This is a genomic window from Bradyrhizobium sp. BR14999, assembly GCF_056106085.1.
Genome location: NZ_CM148536.1, coordinates 4,246,102 through 4,262,127, shown reverse-complemented (window position 1 = coordinate 4,262,127; position 16,026 = coordinate 4,246,102). Strand labels below are relative to the sequence as shown.

The 16,026-nt window shown below is 65.2% G+C and carries 19 protein-coding genes; 7 read left to right on the top strand and 12 right to left on the bottom strand.

The window, feature by feature from the left end:
- Window positions 1-73 precede the first annotated feature (73 nt).
- The 10 genes from ACR9YP_RS19560 to ACR9YP_RS19515 all read right to left on the bottom strand — a co-directional run bounded on the left by ACR9YP_RS19560 (window position 74) and on the right by ACR9YP_RS19515 (window position 8,150).
- Window positions 74-484, bottom strand: a complete 411-nt coding sequence (locus ACR9YP_RS19560) for a DUF2000 family protein (protein ID WP_128932949.1) — start codon at window positions 482-484, stop codon at window positions 74-76.
- A gap of 189 nt (window positions 485-673) precedes the next feature.
- A complete protein-coding gene (locus tag ACR9YP_RS19555; RefSeq protein WP_474220882.1) occupies window positions 674-1,063 on the bottom strand; it encodes a DUF4189 domain-containing protein in 390 nt (129 codons plus the stop codon).
- 210 nt (window positions 1,064-1,273) lie between these two features.
- On the bottom strand, window positions 1,274-2,878 hold the full coding sequence (locus ACR9YP_RS19550; protein WP_474220881.1) for an NTP transferase domain-containing protein: 1,605 nt from the start codon (window positions 2,876-2,878) through the stop codon (window positions 1,274-1,276).
- Window positions 2,875-3,576: an XdhC family protein gene (locus ACR9YP_RS19545; protein WP_474220880.1), complete on the bottom strand. Its 702-nt coding sequence runs from the start codon at window positions 3,574-3,576 to the stop codon at window positions 2,875-2,877. The genes ACR9YP_RS19550 and ACR9YP_RS19545 overlap by 4 nt, the downstream gene beginning before the upstream one ends.
- A gap of 2 nt (window positions 3,577-3,578) precedes the next feature.
- Window positions 3,579-3,902, bottom strand: coding sequence for an XdhC family protein (locus tag ACR9YP_RS19540; RefSeq protein ID WP_008564652.1), 324 nt, complete (start codon window positions 3,900-3,902; stop codon window positions 3,579-3,581).
- A 10-nt stretch (window positions 3,903-3,912) separates the two neighbouring features.
- Window positions 3,913-5,115 (bottom strand): vWA domain-containing protein, encoded by a 1,203-nt coding sequence (locus ACR9YP_RS19535; protein WP_474220877.1) that lies wholly within the window; start codon window positions 5,113-5,115, stop codon window positions 3,913-3,915.
- 141 nt (window positions 5,116-5,256) lie between these two features.
- Window positions 5,257-6,180 (bottom strand): AAA family ATPase, encoded by a 924-nt coding sequence (locus ACR9YP_RS19530; protein ID WP_474220875.1) that lies wholly within the window; start codon window positions 6,178-6,180, stop codon window positions 5,257-5,259.
- A 62-nt stretch (window positions 6,181-6,242) separates the two neighbouring features.
- The gene (locus tag ACR9YP_RS19525; protein ID WP_474220874.1) at window positions 6,243-7,049 is read right to left on the bottom strand and encodes an FAD binding domain-containing protein; all 807 of its coding nucleotides are present in this window, start codon (window positions 7,047-7,049) and stop codon (window positions 6,243-6,245) included.
- 33 nt (window positions 7,050-7,082) lie between these two features.
- Entirely contained in the window at window positions 7,083-7,568 is a 486-nt protein-coding gene (locus ACR9YP_RS19520) for a (2Fe-2S)-binding protein (RefSeq protein WP_091888943.1), read from the bottom strand.
- Between the two features lie 135 nt (window positions 7,569-7,703).
- Window positions 7,704-8,150: an SRPBCC family protein gene (locus ACR9YP_RS19515; protein ID WP_091888945.1), complete on the bottom strand. Its 447-nt coding sequence runs from the start codon at window positions 8,148-8,150 to the stop codon at window positions 7,704-7,706.
- 169 nt (window positions 8,151-8,319) lie between these two features.
- Between ACR9YP_RS19515 and ACR9YP_RS19510 the strand changes: the two genes are divergently transcribed.
- The 3 genes from ACR9YP_RS19510 to ACR9YP_RS19500 all read left to right on the top strand — a co-directional run bounded on the left by ACR9YP_RS19510 (window position 8,320) and on the right by ACR9YP_RS19500 (window position 10,999).
- The gene (locus tag ACR9YP_RS19510; protein ID WP_474220872.1) at window positions 8,320-9,675 is read left to right on the top strand and encodes a 3-carboxy-cis,cis-muconate cycloisomerase; all 1,356 of its coding nucleotides are present in this window, start codon (window positions 8,320-8,322) and stop codon (window positions 9,673-9,675) included.
- A gap of 37 nt (window positions 9,676-9,712) precedes the next feature.
- Window positions 9,713-10,495 (top strand): 3-oxoadipate enol-lactonase, encoded by a 783-nt coding sequence (gene pcaD / locus ACR9YP_RS19505; protein WP_474220871.1) that lies wholly within the window; start codon window positions 9,713-9,715, stop codon window positions 10,493-10,495.
- A gap of 111 nt (window positions 10,496-10,606) precedes the next feature.
- Window positions 10,607-10,999 (top strand): carboxymuconolactone decarboxylase family protein, encoded by a 393-nt coding sequence (locus ACR9YP_RS19500; RefSeq protein ID WP_091888951.1) that lies wholly within the window; start codon window positions 10,607-10,609, stop codon window positions 10,997-10,999.
- Here the strand turns inward: ACR9YP_RS19500 and ACR9YP_RS19495 are convergent.
- Both ACR9YP_RS19495 and ACR9YP_RS19490 read right to left on the bottom strand, forming a co-directional pair.
- On the bottom strand, window positions 10,961-11,485 hold the full coding sequence (locus ACR9YP_RS19495) for a hypothetical protein (RefSeq protein WP_474220868.1): 525 nt from the start codon (window positions 11,483-11,485) through the stop codon (window positions 10,961-10,963). The genes ACR9YP_RS19500 and ACR9YP_RS19495 overlap by 39 nt on opposite strands.
- A 205-nt stretch (window positions 11,486-11,690) precedes the next feature.
- A complete protein-coding gene (locus ACR9YP_RS19490) occupies window positions 11,691-11,852 on the bottom strand; it encodes a hypothetical protein (protein WP_164934786.1) in 162 nt (53 codons plus the stop codon).
- Window positions 11,853-12,121: 269 nt separating this feature from the next.
- Between ACR9YP_RS19490 and ACR9YP_RS19485 the strand changes: the two genes are divergently transcribed.
- Genes ACR9YP_RS19485 through ACR9YP_RS19470 form a run of 4 tightly spaced genes read left to right on the top strand, consistent with a single transcriptional unit; the run spans window position 12,122 to window position 15,935 of the window.
- The gene (locus ACR9YP_RS19485) at window positions 12,122-13,039 is read left to right on the top strand and encodes an ABC transporter permease subunit (protein ID WP_130220606.1); all 918 of its coding nucleotides are present in this window, start codon (window positions 12,122-12,124) and stop codon (window positions 13,037-13,039) included.
- Between the two features lie 24 nt (window positions 13,040-13,063).
- Complete coding sequence (gene livM / locus ACR9YP_RS19480; RefSeq protein ID WP_474220867.1) at window positions 13,064-14,365, top strand: high-affinity branched-chain amino acid ABC transporter permease LivM; 1,302 nt, start codon at window positions 13,064-13,066, stop codon at window positions 14,363-14,365.
- Complete coding sequence (locus tag ACR9YP_RS19475) at window positions 14,362-15,195, top strand: ABC transporter ATP-binding protein (RefSeq protein ID WP_474220866.1); 834 nt, start codon at window positions 14,362-14,364, stop codon at window positions 15,193-15,195. Before livM ends, ACR9YP_RS19475 begins: the two co-directional genes overlap by 4 nt.
- Window positions 15,192-15,935, top strand: coding sequence for an ABC transporter ATP-binding protein (locus tag ACR9YP_RS19470; RefSeq protein WP_474220865.1), 744 nt, complete (start codon window positions 15,192-15,194; stop codon window positions 15,933-15,935). The genes ACR9YP_RS19475 and ACR9YP_RS19470 overlap by 4 nt, the downstream gene beginning before the upstream one ends.
- The last annotated feature ends 91 nt before the right edge of the window (window positions 15,936-16,026 follow it).

Sequence of the window (16,026 nt, the reverse complement as noted above, 5' to 3'; positions counted from 1 at the left end):
CAGCACAAACTTTGCGCAACCCGATCGCCATCACGACATCCCGATGACGGCACGACGTGACGCGCCTGCGGGCTCAGCTATGGAACTTGAGGCCGTCGATGATCTTGTCGATTACCTTGCGCTCGGCGCGCATCGCGATACCGACGAGATTGAGGTCAGTGCGCATCACCGCCCTCACCACTTCGCGATTGGCGGCGTCATGCGTCGTCTTGAACATGTCTTCAGTATAGACCGCCGGCTTGACGTTGCGCGTCAGCGCCCGGTCGAGCGCGCGCGATAATGCCGGACCATCGGCGCCATAGATCAGGATCGGCTGGCCGATCAGCGCATGATATTTCGTGCCCGAGGCGTCCTCATAGGCTTCGCCGATGCATTCCGGAAAGGCCGCGGCAATGCCGCTCGTCAGGAAAGACGCGACGTTGAGCTTCTGCCAAGCCTGAAGATCGGTGCGGATCACGACAGCGATCTTGGTGTCGAACTGCATGTGTATTCCTAGATGTCATTCCGGGCGCGCCACTTGGCGCGAGCTCTGATGCGCATTGCGCATCGAGAATCCATCGGGTCGCAAAGTCGGCGGAGGAATGGATTCCGGGCTCGATGCTCAGGTCCGCGCACCGCACGGTACCGTTGCATCGCCCCCGAATGACAGCAAGAGGAATCAGCGCTCGAAGGATCAACCCTTGGCGTCGCAGGCCCAGGCGCGGATCACGCATTCCTTGCCGCCATATTTGTAGCATTCGCGCGTGGCGGCATTGAGCGAGTCCGAAATCTTCGGCTTGACGGCAAAGCCATAAGCGCCGCAGGGATTGGCGAGATCGACCGACATCGCAGCGCAGGCGCGCTTCATCGTCACGGTCGTGCAATCGCCCTTGCATTGTTTCTGTGCCGCGGCGCTCGCCTCGTGCTCGGCGCCGTAATCATAGGCCTGGCCATACGCGCCGCACTTGCCGACCGCAATAGCGCCCGCTGCGTGGGCTTCGGTGATGTAACGGGCGCCGGAGACACAAACCGACAACGCAAAGAAAAACGTCGCGCAACGGCGCGCGACGACGTTCGAAGCCATGGAAAAACCCCTCCCCCCAAGGCAGGTGGAGGGGACTCTAAGCGGGGGTCGTTTCCAGATGGTGAACGGGTGGTTGAAATCGGAGGGGTGAGAGATGCCGAAGGGTGGGCAAAGGCGCAGCGCCGTGCCTACCAATCTGTCCTCACAACTACCCGCAAATTGGTGGGCACGCTTCGCTTTGCCCACCCTACGGCAGCGTTTACGGAAGCGTCATCCGCGTCTTGCCGTTTCCAGCGCCTGCGGGGTGTCGATGTCGAGGAAGGCGCTCTCGCCATCGACGGGCACCTCGGCCACGGCCTCCGTGTGCTTGGCGATCAGATGCCGCGCGCCGATGTCGCCGTCGAGGGTCAACAACTCCTTGAAGAAGCGGCGCGACCACAGCACGGGGTTGCCGCGGCGGCCTTCGCTGACGGGCACGACGATGAGGTTGCCGCGGTCGGGTGCAAAGCCGTCGATGAGGCGGTCGATCAGACCGGCGTCGATCAGCGGCATGTCGCCGAGGCACACCAGGGCGCCGTCGCAGGTCTCGGGCACGGCGGCGATGCCGGCCTTGACCGAGCTTGCGATGCCGCCGGCGAAATCCGGGTTGCGGACGAACTTGACCCTCAAGCCTTGCAGCGCCTGCTCGACCAGCTCGGCCTGGTGGCCGGTGACGACGATCACCTCGGATGCCCTGGAAGCCAATGCCTGTTCGGTGGCAATTCGCACCAGCTTCTTGCCGTTGAACTCCGCGAGCAGCTTGTTCGATCCACCCATCCGCGTGGAGCGGCCGGCCGCCAGAACGATGGCGGCGACCTGGCTGTTGCCCTCGGTCTCGGGTGTTGCGCGCGGCTGCGGCCGCGTCACGATCTCCATCAGGAGGCCGCCGACACCCATGCCCATCAGCTCGGACCGCGTCACCTTGATGCCGGCGAGCAGCCGCATCAGCACCCAGTCGAAACCGTTCTCGACCGGCGAACGCGCGCAGCCCGGCGCACCCAGCACCGGCACCTCGCCGGCACGGGCAATCAGCAGCAGATTGCCCGGATCGACAGGCATGCCGAAATGCTCGATCTCACCACCGATGCCGGTGACGGCCGCCGGGATCACGTCGCGGCGGTCGGCGATGGCGGATGCGCCGAACACGATCACGAGTTCGGCGCCAAGACCCAGCAACTCCTTGATCGCAGCCGACAGCGCCTGCTCCTCATGCGGAACCCGCCGCTCGGCGATGATGCTGGCGCCGGCCGGCGCGAGCCGCTCGGCGGTAACACGCAGCGTCTTGTCGATGACCTTGGATGACAGGCCCGGCAGCAGCGTCGAAACCACCCCGACGCGCTGGATCACATAGGGCGCGATTCTGAGCACGTCCTTGCCGGCCGCCTTGACCGCGGCATCGCGCAAACTCTCGTCAACGCCGAACGGGATGATCTTGACGGTGCCGACCATCTCGCCCTCGACCACCGGCTTGTAGGCGGCGAGCGTGGCAAAGGTGATGGCCTCGTCGACATTGTTGATGCGGTCGACTGCGGCGCGGTCGATCACCAGCACGCCCGCGCGCGCGGCGAACAGGTTGGCGCGGCCGGTGAAGGCGCGCTCGACATGGATGCCCTCGCCGCCGACGGCAAGCGCGATGCTGGCGGCCGCAACGTCCTCGGAGACGTCGCCAGCCTCCATGCGCACCACCACGATGTCTTTGATCCCAGCGCGCTCCAGCGCCTCGACCTCGGCGGGGCCGATCTTGGTGCCTTTCTTGAGCACCAGCGGTCCCTGCCGCAGGGTGTGGACGGTCACCCCGCCGATCGCATCCTTGGGGCTCGCCGGGCCGAACTTCATGCCGCTTCTTCTTTTTGTTTTGGAGGCAGCCGCAGCACCGCCGTGATCTCGGCCATGATCGCGACCGCGATCTCGGACGGCGAGACCGCGCCGATCGCAAGGCCAATGGGCGCGTGGATGCGCGCGATGTCGCTCTCCTTGGCGCCCTGCGCCCGCAGCCGGTCGCCGCGCTTAGCGTGTGTCTTCCGCGAGCCGAGCGCGCCGATGTAGAAGCAGTTGCGCTCGAAGGCGTGCAGCAGCGCGGGATCGTCGATCTTCGGATCGTGCGTCACTGCGACGAAGGCGGTGTAAGCATCGACATTGAGCGGCGGCAGCGCCGTGTCAGGCCATTCGGCGATCAGCGGAACGTCGGGGAAGCGCTCGGGGCTCGCAAAGGCCGTGCGGGGATCGATGACCGTGACGTCGTAGCCGAGCGAGCGCGCCAGCGGCGCCAGGGCCTGGCTGATATGCACCGCGCCGACGATGACGAGTTTTGCGGTCGGCGCGTATACGTTGAGGAACAGCTTCTTGCCGCCGGCCTCGACATTGGCGCTCTTGCCCATGCGAAGCTGCTTGTCGAGTTCTGCGTGCAGCGGATCTTTGGCAAAGTCCTTGGCTTTCACCAAGCGCTGCTCGCCGCTCTCGGTGTCCGTCACCAGAATCACCGGCCGGCGCGCGGCGCGCTCGGCGTTGAGTTCGTGCAGGATCGCGAGCTTCACGGCTACCCCACCTTCTCGACGAAGACGCGGATGGTGCCGCCGCAGGACAGCCCGACATTCCAGGCGGTCTCGTCGGCAACGCCGAACTCCAGCATCTTTGGCTTGCCGCTCTCGATCACGTCCATGGCCTCGGTGACCACGGCGCCCTCGACGCAGCCGCCGGAGACGGAGCCCAAGAACGTGCCCTCGTCGTTGATGACGAGGCTCGAGCCCGCCGGGCGCGGCGCCGAGCCCCAGGTCTCCACCACGGTGGCGAGCGCAACGCCACGGCCGGCCTTTTGCCAGTCCTCCGCCGCCTTCAGAATATCCTCGTCGCGATCGAGCATGGTGTGCCTCTCAAGCTGCGGAGCGGATCAGGCTGCGGTGATGCGGCGGCAGCGGCCGGGAGAGCGTGGTGATCAGCTCCTGGATCGAGCTCAAATTATGTACCGGGCGGAATTCGTCAACGTGGGGCAGCATCATTTTGATGCCCTGCGCCTTGGCCTCGAAGCCGCCGAACCGGAGCAGCGGGTTCAGCCAGATCAGCCGCCGGCAGGAGCGGTGCAGCCGGTCCATCTCGAAGGCCAGCTTGGAATCGGCCTCCCGCTCCAGCCCGTCGGAGATCAGCAGCACGATGGCGCCCTGGCTCAGCACGCGCCGTGCCCACAATTTGTTGAAGTTGTGCAGCGAGGCCGAGATCCGCGTGCCGCCGGCCCAGTCCTCGACCGAGGCCGAGCAGCTTGCCAGTGCCTCGTCGGGGTCGCGCTGGCGCAGGGCGCGGGTGACATTGGTCAGCCGGGTGCCGAACAGGAACACCGAGACGCGCTTGCGTGCATCGGTGATGGCGTGGAGGAAGTGGAGGAACAGGCGGGTGTATTCGCTCATCGAGCCCGAGATATCGAGTAGCGCGACGATCGGCGCGGGCTTCTCGATGCGTCCCAGGCGATGGATGTCGATGATGTCGCCGCCAGTGCGCAAGGAAGCGCGCAGCGTGCGGCGCAGATCGAGCCGCAGGCCGCGCGGATCGGGTCGTTGCCGGCGCGTCAGGAGCTCGGCCTGCGGCAAGTGCATCCGCTCGACGGCGCGGAGCGCCTCGGCGATCTCGGCGGCGCTCATCTGCGCAAAGTCCTTCTTCTGCAGGATCTCCTTGTCAGAGACCGACAGGCGCAGATCCTGCTCCTGGTGCTGCGGCGTATCCGTCATCCGCGGCTGCGACATCGCCTCCTGCACGCGGCGGGAGCCTGCCTGCGGCTTCTTCCTGGCCTGCTCCGGCAGCGGCACCGAATCCAGCATATGCTTCCATTCTTCCGAGGCGCGGAAGAACAGGTTGAAAGCCTGCTTGAAGATCAGCGCATGCTCGTGGCGCTTGACGAAGATCGCCTCAAGCGTGGTGAAGACATCAGTGCGACTGCCGATGTCGATCACCTGAAGCGCGCTCATGGCGTCGATGACCGCACCCGGCCCGACCGGCATGCCAGCTGCACGCAGCGCGCGGGCAAAGCCGACAATGTTGTCGGCGAACTGCTCGGTTTGCTCCGGGGCAAGGTGATTGATGGCCATGGTTCAACGCTCTCAGTGGTCATTCCGGGGCGCGACGCAGTCGCGAACCCGGAATCCATTCCTCCCCCGTCGCCGCTGCACGATGGATTCCGGGTTCGGCTACGCGCCCCGGAATGACGAGTTAGTTATGACGCACGCGCGTCAATTCTCGCTCGTCGCGTCCTTCAGTATCTTCTGCAAGGCATCGCCCTGCATCCGCGTGATGTCGTCCTGGTATTTGAGCAGTGCGCCCAGCGTATCGCCGACCACTTGCGGGGTCAGCGAGCGGGCGTCGAGCTCCGACAAAGCGGTGGCCCAGTCGATGGTCTCGGCGACGCCCGGCGACTTGTAGAAGTCCTGGTTGCGCAGCGCCTGGACGAAGCGCACCACCTGCTGCGAGAGTTTTGCCGAGATGCCGGGCACGCGCGTCTTGACGATCGCGAGCTCGCGCTCGGCGGCGGGATAGTCCACCCAGTGATAGAGACAGCGCCGCTTCAGCGCGTCGTGGATCTCGCGGGTGCGGTTGGAGGTGATGATGACGATCGGCGGGTGCGGCGCCTTCACGGTGCCGAATTCGGGGATCGTCACCTGGAAGTCGCTGAGGATTTCGAGCAGGAACGCCTCGAACGCCTCGTCGGCGCGGTCGAGCTCGTCGATCAGCAGCACCGGGGGACCGGCAACGTCGGGCTCCAGCGCCTGAAGCAGCGGCCGCTTGATCATGTAGCGGTCGGCGAAGATGTCGCTCGAGAGCTGGTCGCGATCGGTGTCGCCGGCGGCTTCCGCCATCCGGATCGCGATCATCTGCGCGGCACTGTTCCACTCATAGACCGCGGAGGAGACGTCGAGGCCCTCGTAGCACTGGAGGCGGATCAGCTTCCGCCCAAGCGCTGCCGACAGCACCTTTGCGATCTCGGTCTTACCGACGCCGGCTTCGCCTTCCAGGAACAGCGGCCGGCCCATGCGCAGCGACAGGTAGGTCACCGTGGCCAGCGCTCGCTCGGCGAGGTAGCCGCGCGACGTCAGGAGTTCGAGCATCGCATCGACCGATGCCGGCAAAGCACCGGAAGAATTGGCCGCTGAAGTCATGAAAAAGCCAGTCTCGCTACGCCCTCACCGGGGACAGATTTGGGCCGAGGAATGAGGTCAGCTCATCCCTTGGCATTGGCGGCATCGACGGCGCGACGCGTCAGCACGCCGATGAGATGCGCGCGGTATTCGGCGCTGCCGTGGATGTCGCTGTTGAGGCCTTCCGCCGGCACCGCAATGCCGTCAAGCGCCTTCGCCGAGAAGCGCTTCTTCAGGGCTTCCTCGAACGCGGTAACGCGGAACACGCCTTCGGAGCCCGCACCGGTGACGGCGACGCGTACATCCGACGGACGCCGCGCCACGAACACGCCGACCAGCGCGTAGCGCGAGGCCTGGTTGCGGAATTTGATGTAGGCCGCCTTCTTCGGGAGCGGGAACATCACCTTGGTGATGATCTCGTCGGCCTCCAGCGCCGTCGAGAACAGGCCCTGGAAATACTCCTCGGCCTTGAGGCGACGCTTGTTGGTGACAATGGTGGCCCCTAACGCGAGCACCGCGGCCGGATAATCCGCGGTCGGATCGTTGTTGGCGAGCGAGCCGCCGATCGTGCCCTTGTGACGTACGGCGGGATCGCCGATTCCGCCGGCAAGGCTGGCGAGCGCCGGGATCGCCTCGCCGACGACAGCGGAGGTCGCGACCTCGGCGTGCTTGGCGGTGGCGCCGATCACCAGCGAGCGGCCCTTCATCTCGATCGTGTCGAGCCCCTCGATGTGAGAGAGGTCGACCAGATGCGGCGGGCTGGCGAGGCGCTGCTTCATGACGGGGATCAGCGTGTGGCCGCCGGCGATCACCTTGGCGTCTTCGTTCTTCACCAGGAGGTTGGCCGCCTGGCGAACGGTCCCAGGGCGATGATATTTGAATTCGTACATGGGTGTGTCCTGATCGCGGAATGCGCGCGCGGTTTACGCGAGATCGGATTTGGCCATCGCCTTCGCGCCGGCGGAGATCGAGGCCACGATGTTCTGATAGCCGGTGCAGCGGCAGAGATTGCCTTCCAGCTCTTCGCGGATGGTGTTGTCGTCGAGCTCATGGCCCTTGCGATGCACGATGTCGATCGCGGTCATGATCATGCCGGGCGTGCAGAAGCCGCACTGGAGCCCATGATGCTCGCGGAAGGCCTCCTGCATCGGATGCAGCGGTGCACCGTCGGCGGCCAGTCCCTCGATCGTCTTGACCTCGTGGCCGTCGGCCATCACCGCCAGTGTGGTGCAGGACTTCACAGCCTTGCCGTCGAGATGCACGACGCAGGCGCCGCACTGCGAGGTGTCGCAGCCGACATGCGTCCCGGTCAGCCGCAGATTCTCGCGCAGGAACTGCACCAGGAGGGTGCGGGGATCGACGTTGGCCGTGACTGGATTGCCGTTCACGATGAGGGAGATTTTTGCCATAAGCACTCTCTATCAGCGCCCCGACGGGTCCCATCGAAGCGGTTCTTATAATTATTCCAACCCATCATATGGGCCATTATGCCCGGGGGCAACATCGCCCCGGACGCAAGGCGCCATGCCGAAAGGCGATAGCCTTCAGCCCTGTACCGCCTTGGCGAAGTTCGCGAAAAATTCGTCGGCCAGCTTCTTGGCAGCGCCGTTGATCAGGCGCTGGCCGAGCTGCGCCAACTTGCCGCCGATCTGCGCCTCGACGTCGTAGGAGAGCAGCGTGCCGCCGTCCTTCTCCGCGAGCTTGACGGCCGCGCCGCCTTTGGCGAAGCCGGCCACCCCGCCCTCACCCTCACCGGAGATTTTGTAGCCATTGGGCGGGTCGAGATCGGACAGCATGACCTTGCCCCTGAAACGCGCGGATACCGGGCCGACCTTCATTTTCGCCGTTGCGCGAAAGCCGCCGTCTTCAGTTTTCTCCAGCTCCTCGCAGCCGGGAATGCAGGCCTTCAGCACCTCGGGATCGTTGAGCTTGTCCCACACGGCCTCGCGCGATGCCGCAAGCTGGACTTCGCCGTTCATCGTCATGGCCATGGGTGCCTCCCGGATCGCACAACTATAATGCTGTTCAAGTAACGCACGAAGGCCATAAAGGAAAGGGCGGGCCCCGGTCACGTGCAATGCATATTCGCAACTGCAAAAAGCTTGCGCCGATGGTTTGGGATTGGCACAGGCGGGTCATGGTGGTTAGGTCCTGCACAATATGAGCACATCCCTCTCCCCCCTGCTCGCGCCGATGCTGTCGAGCGCAGCCATGCGCGCGGTCTGCGACGACCGGTCGACCCTTCAGAACATGCTCGATTTCGAGGCAGCTCTGGCACAGGCCGAGGCTGCCACAGCTGTGATTCCCGCATCCGCGCTGGGGCCGATCGCGTCTGCCTGCAAGGCTGATGCCTTTGATATGGCAGCCCTGGCCGAGGCGGCAACGCGATCAGGCAATCTCGCGATTCCCCTGGTCAAGGCGCTGACCGCCAATGTCGGCAAGGCCGATGCGGAGGCCGCGCGTTACGTGCATTGGGGCGCGACCAGCCAGGACGTCATCGATACCGCAACCATGCTCGCGCTTCGCGCCGGCATCGATGCGCTGGACGCCGACCTCAGCCGCGCGATCAAGGGTTTTGCCGCGCTCGCGCGAGCCCATCGCGCCACCGCGATGGTAGCGCGGACCTGGCTCCAGCACGCGCTGCCGATGCCGTTCGGCCTGAAGGCCGCCGAATACGCCGCAAGCCTTGGCCGCGCCCGTTGCCGCCTCAGGCGGCTCTCCCGCGAGGGCCTCGCGCTGCAATTCGGCGGCGCCGCCGGCACCCTCGCAGCCCTCGGCGACAAGGGACTCGTGGTCGCCGAGCGGCTGGCGCAGGAGCTGAACCTGCCGCTGCCTGAGGCGCCCTGGCACACCCATCGCGACCGCATCGCGGAAGCCGCCTCCTGCTTTGCAATTCTCGCCGGCAGCTGCGGCAAGATCGCGCGCGACGTCTCGCTGATGATGCAGACCGACGTCGCCGAAGCGTTCGAGCCCGCCGGCGAAGGCCGCGGCGGCTCCTCGACCATGCCGCACAAGCGCAACCCGGTTGCCGCCGCCAGCGCGCTCGGTGCTGCGACCATGGCCCCGCAGCTCGCCGCGACGATTTTTACCGCGCAGGTGCAGGATCATGAGCGCAGTGCCGGCCCCTGGCACGCGGAATGGCCGACGCTGCCGCAATTGATGCTGGTCACCTCGGGGGCGCTTGCCGCAATCGTCGACATCGCCGAAGGCCTCGACGTCGACGCCGCGCGCATGCGCAGCAATCTCGATGCGACGCACGGCCTGATCATGGCGGAAGCGGTCACCTTTGCGCTGGCCGAGAAGATCGGCAAGAGCGATGCGCATCATCTCGTCGAGGCCGCCAGCAAGCGCGCGGTCGCCGAGAAGAAGCATCTGCGCGAGGTACTGTCGGCTGATTCGCTAATCACTGCTCATCTGCCGCCGGAAAAAATTGCGGCATTGTTCGAGCCGATGGCCTATCAAGGAGCTTCCCAAGCCCTGATCGACCGGCTGCTCGACAGCCTGGACCGCGAATAAGAACCGCAATTACGACCAAATTCGACGGAGACGCCGCATGCCCATGATCGATGCCGACGGATGCCTGCTCAACGTCTCCGTCGAGGGCCGCGACGGCGGACCGACCTTGATGCTCTCCAACTCGCTCGGCTGCACGCTGCAAATGTGGGAGCCGCAGATGAAGGCGCTGACGCAGGTGTTCCGCGTCATCCGTTACGACCGCCGCGGCCACGGCAAATCGAACGTGCCGCCCGGTCCCTACACGATGGAGCGCTTCGGCCGCGACGTGCTCGCGATCCTCGACGATCTCAACATCGAGAAGGTGCATTGGTGCGGCCTGTCGATGGGTGGCATGGTCGGACAATGGCTGGGCGCCAACGCGCCGGAGCGCTTCGGCAAGATCGTCCTCGCCAACACCTCCTGCTATTATGCCGAGCCGACCAAATGGCTGGAGCGCATCGATGCCGTGAAGAAGGGCGGCATCGCGACGGTCGCCGATGCCGTGATCGCGGGCTGGCTGACCCAGGACTTCCGCGAGCGCGAGCCCGAGATCACCGCCAGAATGAAGTCGATGCTGCTCGCCTCCCCCGTCGAGGGCTATCTCGCCTGCTGCGAGGCGCTGTCGACGCTGGACCAGCGCGCGCTGCTTCCCAAGATCAAGAGCCCGACGCTGGTGATCGCCGGCCGCCACGACATGGCGACGCCGATCTCGGCAGCCGAACTGATCCGCTCGAACATTCCCGGCGCTAGCATGACCATCATCGACGCCGCCCACATTTCCAACGTCGAACAGCCGCACGCATTTACGGACGCGGTGGTGGGGTTCTTGACGCAGCGCTGATCTCACAACGCGTCATTGCGAGGAGCGTAGCGACGAAGCAATCCAGACTGTCTCCGCGGACGCATTTCTGGATTGCTTCGCTACGCTCGCAATGACGGAGAGGAGGACACAATGGACGACCAGAACCGCCGCGATGCCGGCATGAATGTACGCCGAAAGGTGCTGGGCAATGCCTGGGTCGACAAGTCGATCGCGGGCCGCAACGCCTTCAACACCGACTTCCAGGACCTGATCACCCGCTATGCCTGGGGCGAGATCTGGACGCGGCCGCATTTCGACGAGCGCACGCGGCGGGTGCTGGTGATCGGCACCATGGTCGCGCTCGGGCAATGGGACGAATTCCGCCTGCATGTGCGCGCGGCGCTTGCCGAGGGCGGCTTCACGCCCGACGACATCAAGGAGATCCTGCTGCAGCAGGCGATCTATTGCGGCGTCCCGGCGGCGAACCACGCCGTGAAGGAAGCCTCAGCGATTGTGCAGGAGCTCGGCCTGCTCAAGACTTAGCGGCGCGGCGGTCTCGACGGTCTTTGGCGCCGTCGCCGGCTTCTCGATCACCACCACGATGGCGGCACCGAGCAAGAGCAGGAGCTCGGTGGCGTGCAGCCGGAGCGCGGCCATCTCGCCGACCTTCGAGGCCATCACCATGCTGGCAAACGAGATCAGGCTGCCGATCGCCAGGGCAATGCCGAGCGCCTCGTCGCTGCCGCCATTCTTCCGCGTGCGGCGGATACAGAGCAGCGCGAGATAGATCACGAAGAACGCCACGACGGTCAGCCGGCCCAGGGCCAGTAGCCAGGCGGCCCGCACGGTGCTCATGCCCGTCATCTCGAGATGGTCGCTGAGGAACAGCGCGACCGCGACGCTCGGCCGCTCATAGAGGCCGTGCACCGGTGCCACCATGATGCTGAAGGCGACGAGGGTCCAGGCCGGGGTGAAATAGGCCGCCAGCAGCGCGCCGTTGACCGAGCCGATCCGCCAATTCCTGAACATGCCGCTTCCCGCTTGGTTTGCCGAAGGCCCTCAACGGAAGGCAGCGGCTTTGCCGGAGCTAACTCGCATCAGACTGTGGCGGCAATTTAAACCCTTTGTTTACCTTAACTGCCCGGTGGACCGGGGCGCCCCCAATAACGGGGCGCCCAATAAAAAGGCCCCGCCTTACGGCAGGGCCCCTCTTCTCACGCCTGGGCTCCCAAACTTACTTGTCCTGACCCTGTTGCTGACCGGGCCGGTCGCCCTGGCGCATCGGATCCTGCTGTTGCTGTCCGGGTTTCTGCCCGCCGCCCTGCTGCTGCTGAGGGGTGCGCTGGCCGGGGTTCTGACTCTGCTGACCCGGATTCTGGTTCTGCTGCTTCGTCATTCGGGGAACTCCCTTGTTGGACGACAGAGGCGAGACAACGGCCGCCCTCCATTTTGGTTGCCCAGGAACCCGGTTCCTCACTGTTCGTGGGAACCGAAGGCGAAAATGACCTCTGTACAAGCCTTGATGTCGAGATCTGGCCAGTTGCAGCCGCCAGTTCCCTCCTGTTACAAAAACCGGAAGAACGCTCAAGGGCTGCCGGGGCCCGAGAAGAAACTTGAGAACTCTCTCTCCCTTTGAGCCGCGTCAGGTTTGGTAAACGGCAGCGCATGGATTATTTCGCCCAGCAGCTCATCAACGGTCTCGTCCTGGGCTCGATCTACGGCCTGATCGCGATCGGCTACACGATGGTCTACGGCATCGTCGGCATGATCAACTTCGCCCATGGTGACATCTTCATGATCGGCGGCTTCATTGCGCTGATCACCTTCCTGATCCTGATCTCGTTCGGCCTCACCGCAATCCCGGTGATCCTGCTCGTGGTTCTCTTGGTTTCGATGGCGATCACCGCGCTCTATGGCTGGACCATCGAGCGTATCGCTTACCGGCCGCTGCGCCATTCCTTCCGCCTTGCCCCGATGCTGTCGGCGATCGGAATGTCGTTCGTGCTGACCAACTACTCGCAAGTGGCGCAAGGCGCCCGCGTCAAGCCGATCCCGCCCTTCATCACCGGCGGCTACACGCTGCATGAGAGCCCGGACGGCTTCGTGATCCAGCTTTCCAACATCCAGATCATGGTGGTCATTACCACCATTGTGCTGCTGGCGATCTTCACCTGGCTGGTGTCGCGCACCCGGCTCGGGCGCGACATGCGCGCCTGCGAACAGGACCAGACCATGGCGGCGCTGCTCGGCGTCAACGTCGACCGCACCATCTCCATGACCTTCGTGATCGGCGCCGCGCTCGCCGCGGTCGCGGGCCTGATGTACCTGCTCTATTATGGCCTGGTCGATTTCTTCATGGGCTTCGTCGCCGGGATCAAGGCCTTCACCGCAGCCGTGCTCGGCGGCATCGGCTCGCTGCCGGGCGCCATGCTCGGCGGGCTTGCGATCGGTCTGATCGAGACGTTCTGGTCGGCCTATTTCTCGGTCGAGTACAAGGACGTCGCGGCGTTCTCGATCCTGATTGTCGTGCTGATCTTCATGCCGACCGGCCTGCTCGGCCGTCCCGAAGTCGAAAAAGTCTGACGCCGCGTGACAGCTCCCTCGACCATGACGGCCAGATCCGCAACGGGCATCCTCTCCCTCCTGAAGACGGCAGTCATCAACGCGCTGGTCGCGCTGGTGCTGTTCTCGCTGATGGTCGGCATCCGCACCGAGGCGGGCTCTTCCGGCCAGCTCACCTACTGGACGCGCTTCGGCGAGCTCGCCTCCCTCGTCGCCATCGTGTTCGGCGGCTCGATCTTGATCGAGCTGCTGCGGCAATGGATCGGTCCCAATGGCGGCGAGAAGCTGGTGCCGCCTGCGGTGCAGAGCGGTGTGTCCTTCATCGGCCGCTACCTCGCGCCGGCGCTCCTGATCTTCACGCTGCTGGTACCTGTGATCTTCTATGACCAGCGCTACATCCTCGACCTCGCGATCCTCGTGCTCACCTATGTCATGCTGGGCTGGGGATTGAACGTCGTGGTCGGCCTCGCCGGCCTGCTCGATCTCGGCTACGTCGCCTTCTATGCCGTCGGGGCCTATTCCTACGGGCTGCTCGCCACCAATTTCGGCTGGTCGTTCTGGGTCTGCCTGCCGCTCGCCGGCATCCTCGCCGCGTTCTGGGGCGTGCTGCTCGGCTTCCCCGTGCTGCGTCTGCGCGGCGACTATCTCGCCATCGTGACGCTCGCCTTCGGCGAGATCATCCGCCTCGTCATCATCAACTGGCAGCAGCTCACCGGCGGTCCCAACGGCGTCAGCGGCATTCCGCGTCCCACCTTCTTCGGCATCCCGCTCGACAACAGCGATGAGGGGCTCGCCGCCAGGCTCGGCATCGAGTATTCGGCGACCCACCGCATCATCTTCCTGTTCTACCTGATCCTGGCGCTTGCGCTCCTCACCAACTGGGTGACGATCCGCCTGCGCCGCCTGCCGATCGGACGAGCCTGGGAGGCCTTGCGCGAGGACGAGGTCGCCTGCCGCGCGCTCGGCATCAACACCACGACCACCAAGCTCACGGCGTTTGCGACGGGCGCCATGTTCGGCGGCTTCGCCGGCGCGTTCTTCGCCACGCGCCAGGGCTTCATCAGCCCGGAATCCTTCACCTTCCAGGAGTCGGCGCTGGTGCTCGCCATCGTCGTGCTCGGCGGCATGGGCTCGCAGCTCGGCGTCGCGCTTGCAGCGCTCGCCATGATCGGCGGCTTCGAGCTGTTCCGCGGCCTCGAAACCTACCGCATGCTGGTGTTCGGCATGGCGATGGTGCTGATCATGATCTGGCGGCCGCGCGGCCTGATCGGCCACCGCTCCCCCACCGTGTATCTGACCAAGGCGCAGGCGATCTCCTCCGACCTCGTCAAGGAAGGGCACGGATGAGCGGCGACAAGATTCTCAGCGTCGACCGGCTCACCATGCGCTTCGGCGGCATCGTCGCCGTGCAGGACCTGTCGCTCTCGGCTGAGCGGAAGAAGATCACCGCACTGATCGGACCGAACGGCGCCGGCAAGACCACCGTCTTCAACTGCATCACCGGTTTCTACAAGCCGAGCGGCGGCACCATTCGCCTGAAGCATGACGACGGCAAGGTCACCGCGCTGGAGCGGCTGAACGATTTCCGCATCGCCAAGCAGGCCAAGGTCGCGCGCACGTTCCAGAACATCCGCCTGTTTCCCGGCATGACCGCGCTGGAGAACCTGATGGTGGCGCAGCACAACCCATTGATGCGCGCCTCCGGCTTCACTCTCCTCGGTCTCCTCGGTGTCCCCGCCTACCGCGATGCCGAAAAGCGCGCGATCGATCTCGCCACCGACTGGCTCAGGCGGGTCAATCTGCTCGACCGCGCCGACGACGCTGCCGGCAATTTCGCCTATGGCGATCAGCGCCGGCTCGAGATCGCGCGCGCCATGTGCACCGAGCCCGCGCTGTTGTGCCTGGACGAACCCGCGGCCGGCCTCAACGCACGCGAGAGCGCGGCCTTGAGCGAGCTCCTGCTCTCGATCCGCGACGAGCTCGGCACATCGATCCTGCTGATCGAGCACGACATGTCGGTCGTCATGCAGATCTCCGACCACATCGTGGTGATGGACCATGGCGTCAAGATCGCGGAAGGATCCCCGCGCGAAGTCCGTGACGATCCCAAGGTAATCGCCGCCTATCTCGGCGCCGACGAGGACGAGGCCGTGGCCGTGATGGAGAGCGGGACGTGACGTCGGCCCCCACTCCCCTGCTCGCGATCCACGGTCTTCGTGCCGCCTACGGCAAGATCGAGGCGCTGAAGGGCGTCGATGTCGAGATCAATGCCGGCGAGATCGTTGCCCTGATCGGCGCCAACGGCGCCGGCAAGTCGACGCTGATGATGACGATCTTCGGCAAGCCGCGCGCCCGCGCCGGCCAGATCCTGTACGAAGGTCGCGACATCACCGACGTTCCCACCCACGAGATCGCGCATTTGCGCATCGCGCAATCGCCGGAAGGCCGCCGCATCTTCCCTCGTATGAGCGTTGCGGAAAACCTCCAAATGGGGGCGGATGCCACCGGATGCACCGACGCGGAGCGTGAGGCGACGCTCCAGCGCGTGTTCACGCTGTTTCCGCGGCTGAAGGAACGCTTTGCCCAGCGCGGTGGAACCCTGTCCGGCGGCGAGCAGCAGATGCTGGCAATTGGCCGTGCCCTGATGAGCCGCCCCCGCCTGCTCCTGCTCGACGAGCCCTCGCTTGGGCTGGCCCCGCTGATCGCCCGCCAGATTTTCGATGCGATCCGCGCCCTGAACCGGCAGGACGGCCTGACCGTTTTGATCGTCGAGCAGAACGCCAACCATGCGCTCAAGCTCGCCCATCGCGGCTATGTCATGGTCAATGGCCTGATCACGCTGGCCGGGACCGGCGCCGAGTTGTTGCAGCGCCCCGAGATTCGCGCCGCCTATCTCGAAGGCGGCCGGCACGGCTGACGCCCCCCAAGGGCGACTAAGGGCGAACCACGCGCGGCCGAATGTTGCGAGATATCTCCGCCTACGCCCGTATTTTGCCGGTGACTTCTCG

Coding starts and splice junctions, on each gene's coding strand:
- ACR9YP_RS19535 (WP_474220877.1), bottom strand. CDS start 5,115: ATGGCCATCAATCACCTTGCCCCGGAGCAAACCGAGCAGTTCGCCGAC.
- ACR9YP_RS19520 (WP_091888943.1), bottom strand. CDS start 7,568: ATGGCAAAAATCTCCCTCATCGTGAACGGCAATCCAGTCACGGCCAAC.
- ACR9YP_RS19525 (WP_474220874.1), bottom strand. CDS start 7,049: ATGTACGAATTCAAATATCATCGCCCTGGGACCGTTCGCCAGGCGGCC.
- ACR9YP_RS19500 (WP_091888951.1), top strand. CDS start 10,607: ATGGACGACCAGAACCGCCGCGATGCCGGCATGAATGTACGCCGAAAG.
- ACR9YP_RS19560 (WP_128932949.1), bottom strand. CDS start 484: ATGCAGTTCGACACCAAGATCGCTGTCGTGATCCGCACCGATCTTCAG.
- ACR9YP_RS19515 (WP_091888945.1), bottom strand. CDS start 8,150: ATGGCCATGACGATGAACGGCGAAGTCCAGCTTGCGGCATCGCGCGAG.
- ACR9YP_RS19475 (WP_474220866.1), top strand. CDS start 14,362: ATGAGCGGCGACAAGATTCTCAGCGTCGACCGGCTCACCATGCGCTTC.
- ACR9YP_RS19555 (WP_474220882.1), bottom strand. CDS start 1,063: ATGGCTTCGAACGTCGTCGCGCGCCGTTGCGCGACGTTTTTCTTTGCG.
- pcaD (WP_474220871.1), top strand. CDS start 9,713: ATGCCCATGATCGATGCCGACGGATGCCTGCTCAACGTCTCCGTCGAG.
- ACR9YP_RS19495 (WP_474220868.1), bottom strand. CDS start 11,485: ATGTTCAGGAATTGGCGGATCGGCTCGGTCAACGGCGCGCTGCTGGCG.
- ACR9YP_RS19530 (WP_474220875.1), bottom strand. CDS start 6,180: ATGACTTCAGCGGCCAATTCTTCCGGTGCTTTGCCGGCATCGGTCGAT.
- livM (WP_474220867.1), top strand. CDS start 13,064: ATGACGGCCAGATCCGCAACGGGCATCCTCTCCCTCCTGAAGACGGCA.
- ACR9YP_RS19540 (WP_008564652.1), bottom strand. CDS start 3,902: ATGCTCGATCGCGACGAGGATATTCTGAAGGCGGCGGAGGACTGGCAA.
- ACR9YP_RS19510 (WP_474220872.1), top strand. CDS start 8,320: ATGAGCACATCCCTCTCCCCCCTGCTCGCGCCGATGCTGTCGAGCGCA.
- ACR9YP_RS19485 (WP_130220606.1), top strand. CDS start 12,122: ATGGATTATTTCGCCCAGCAGCTCATCAACGGTCTCGTCCTGGGCTCG.
- ACR9YP_RS19490 (WP_164934786.1), bottom strand. CDS start 11,852: ATGACGAAGCAGCAGAACCAGAATCCGGGTCAGCAGAGTCAGAACCCC.
- ACR9YP_RS19550 (WP_474220881.1), bottom strand. CDS start 2,878: ATGAAGTTCGGCCCGGCGAGCCCCAAGGATGCGATCGGCGGGGTGACC.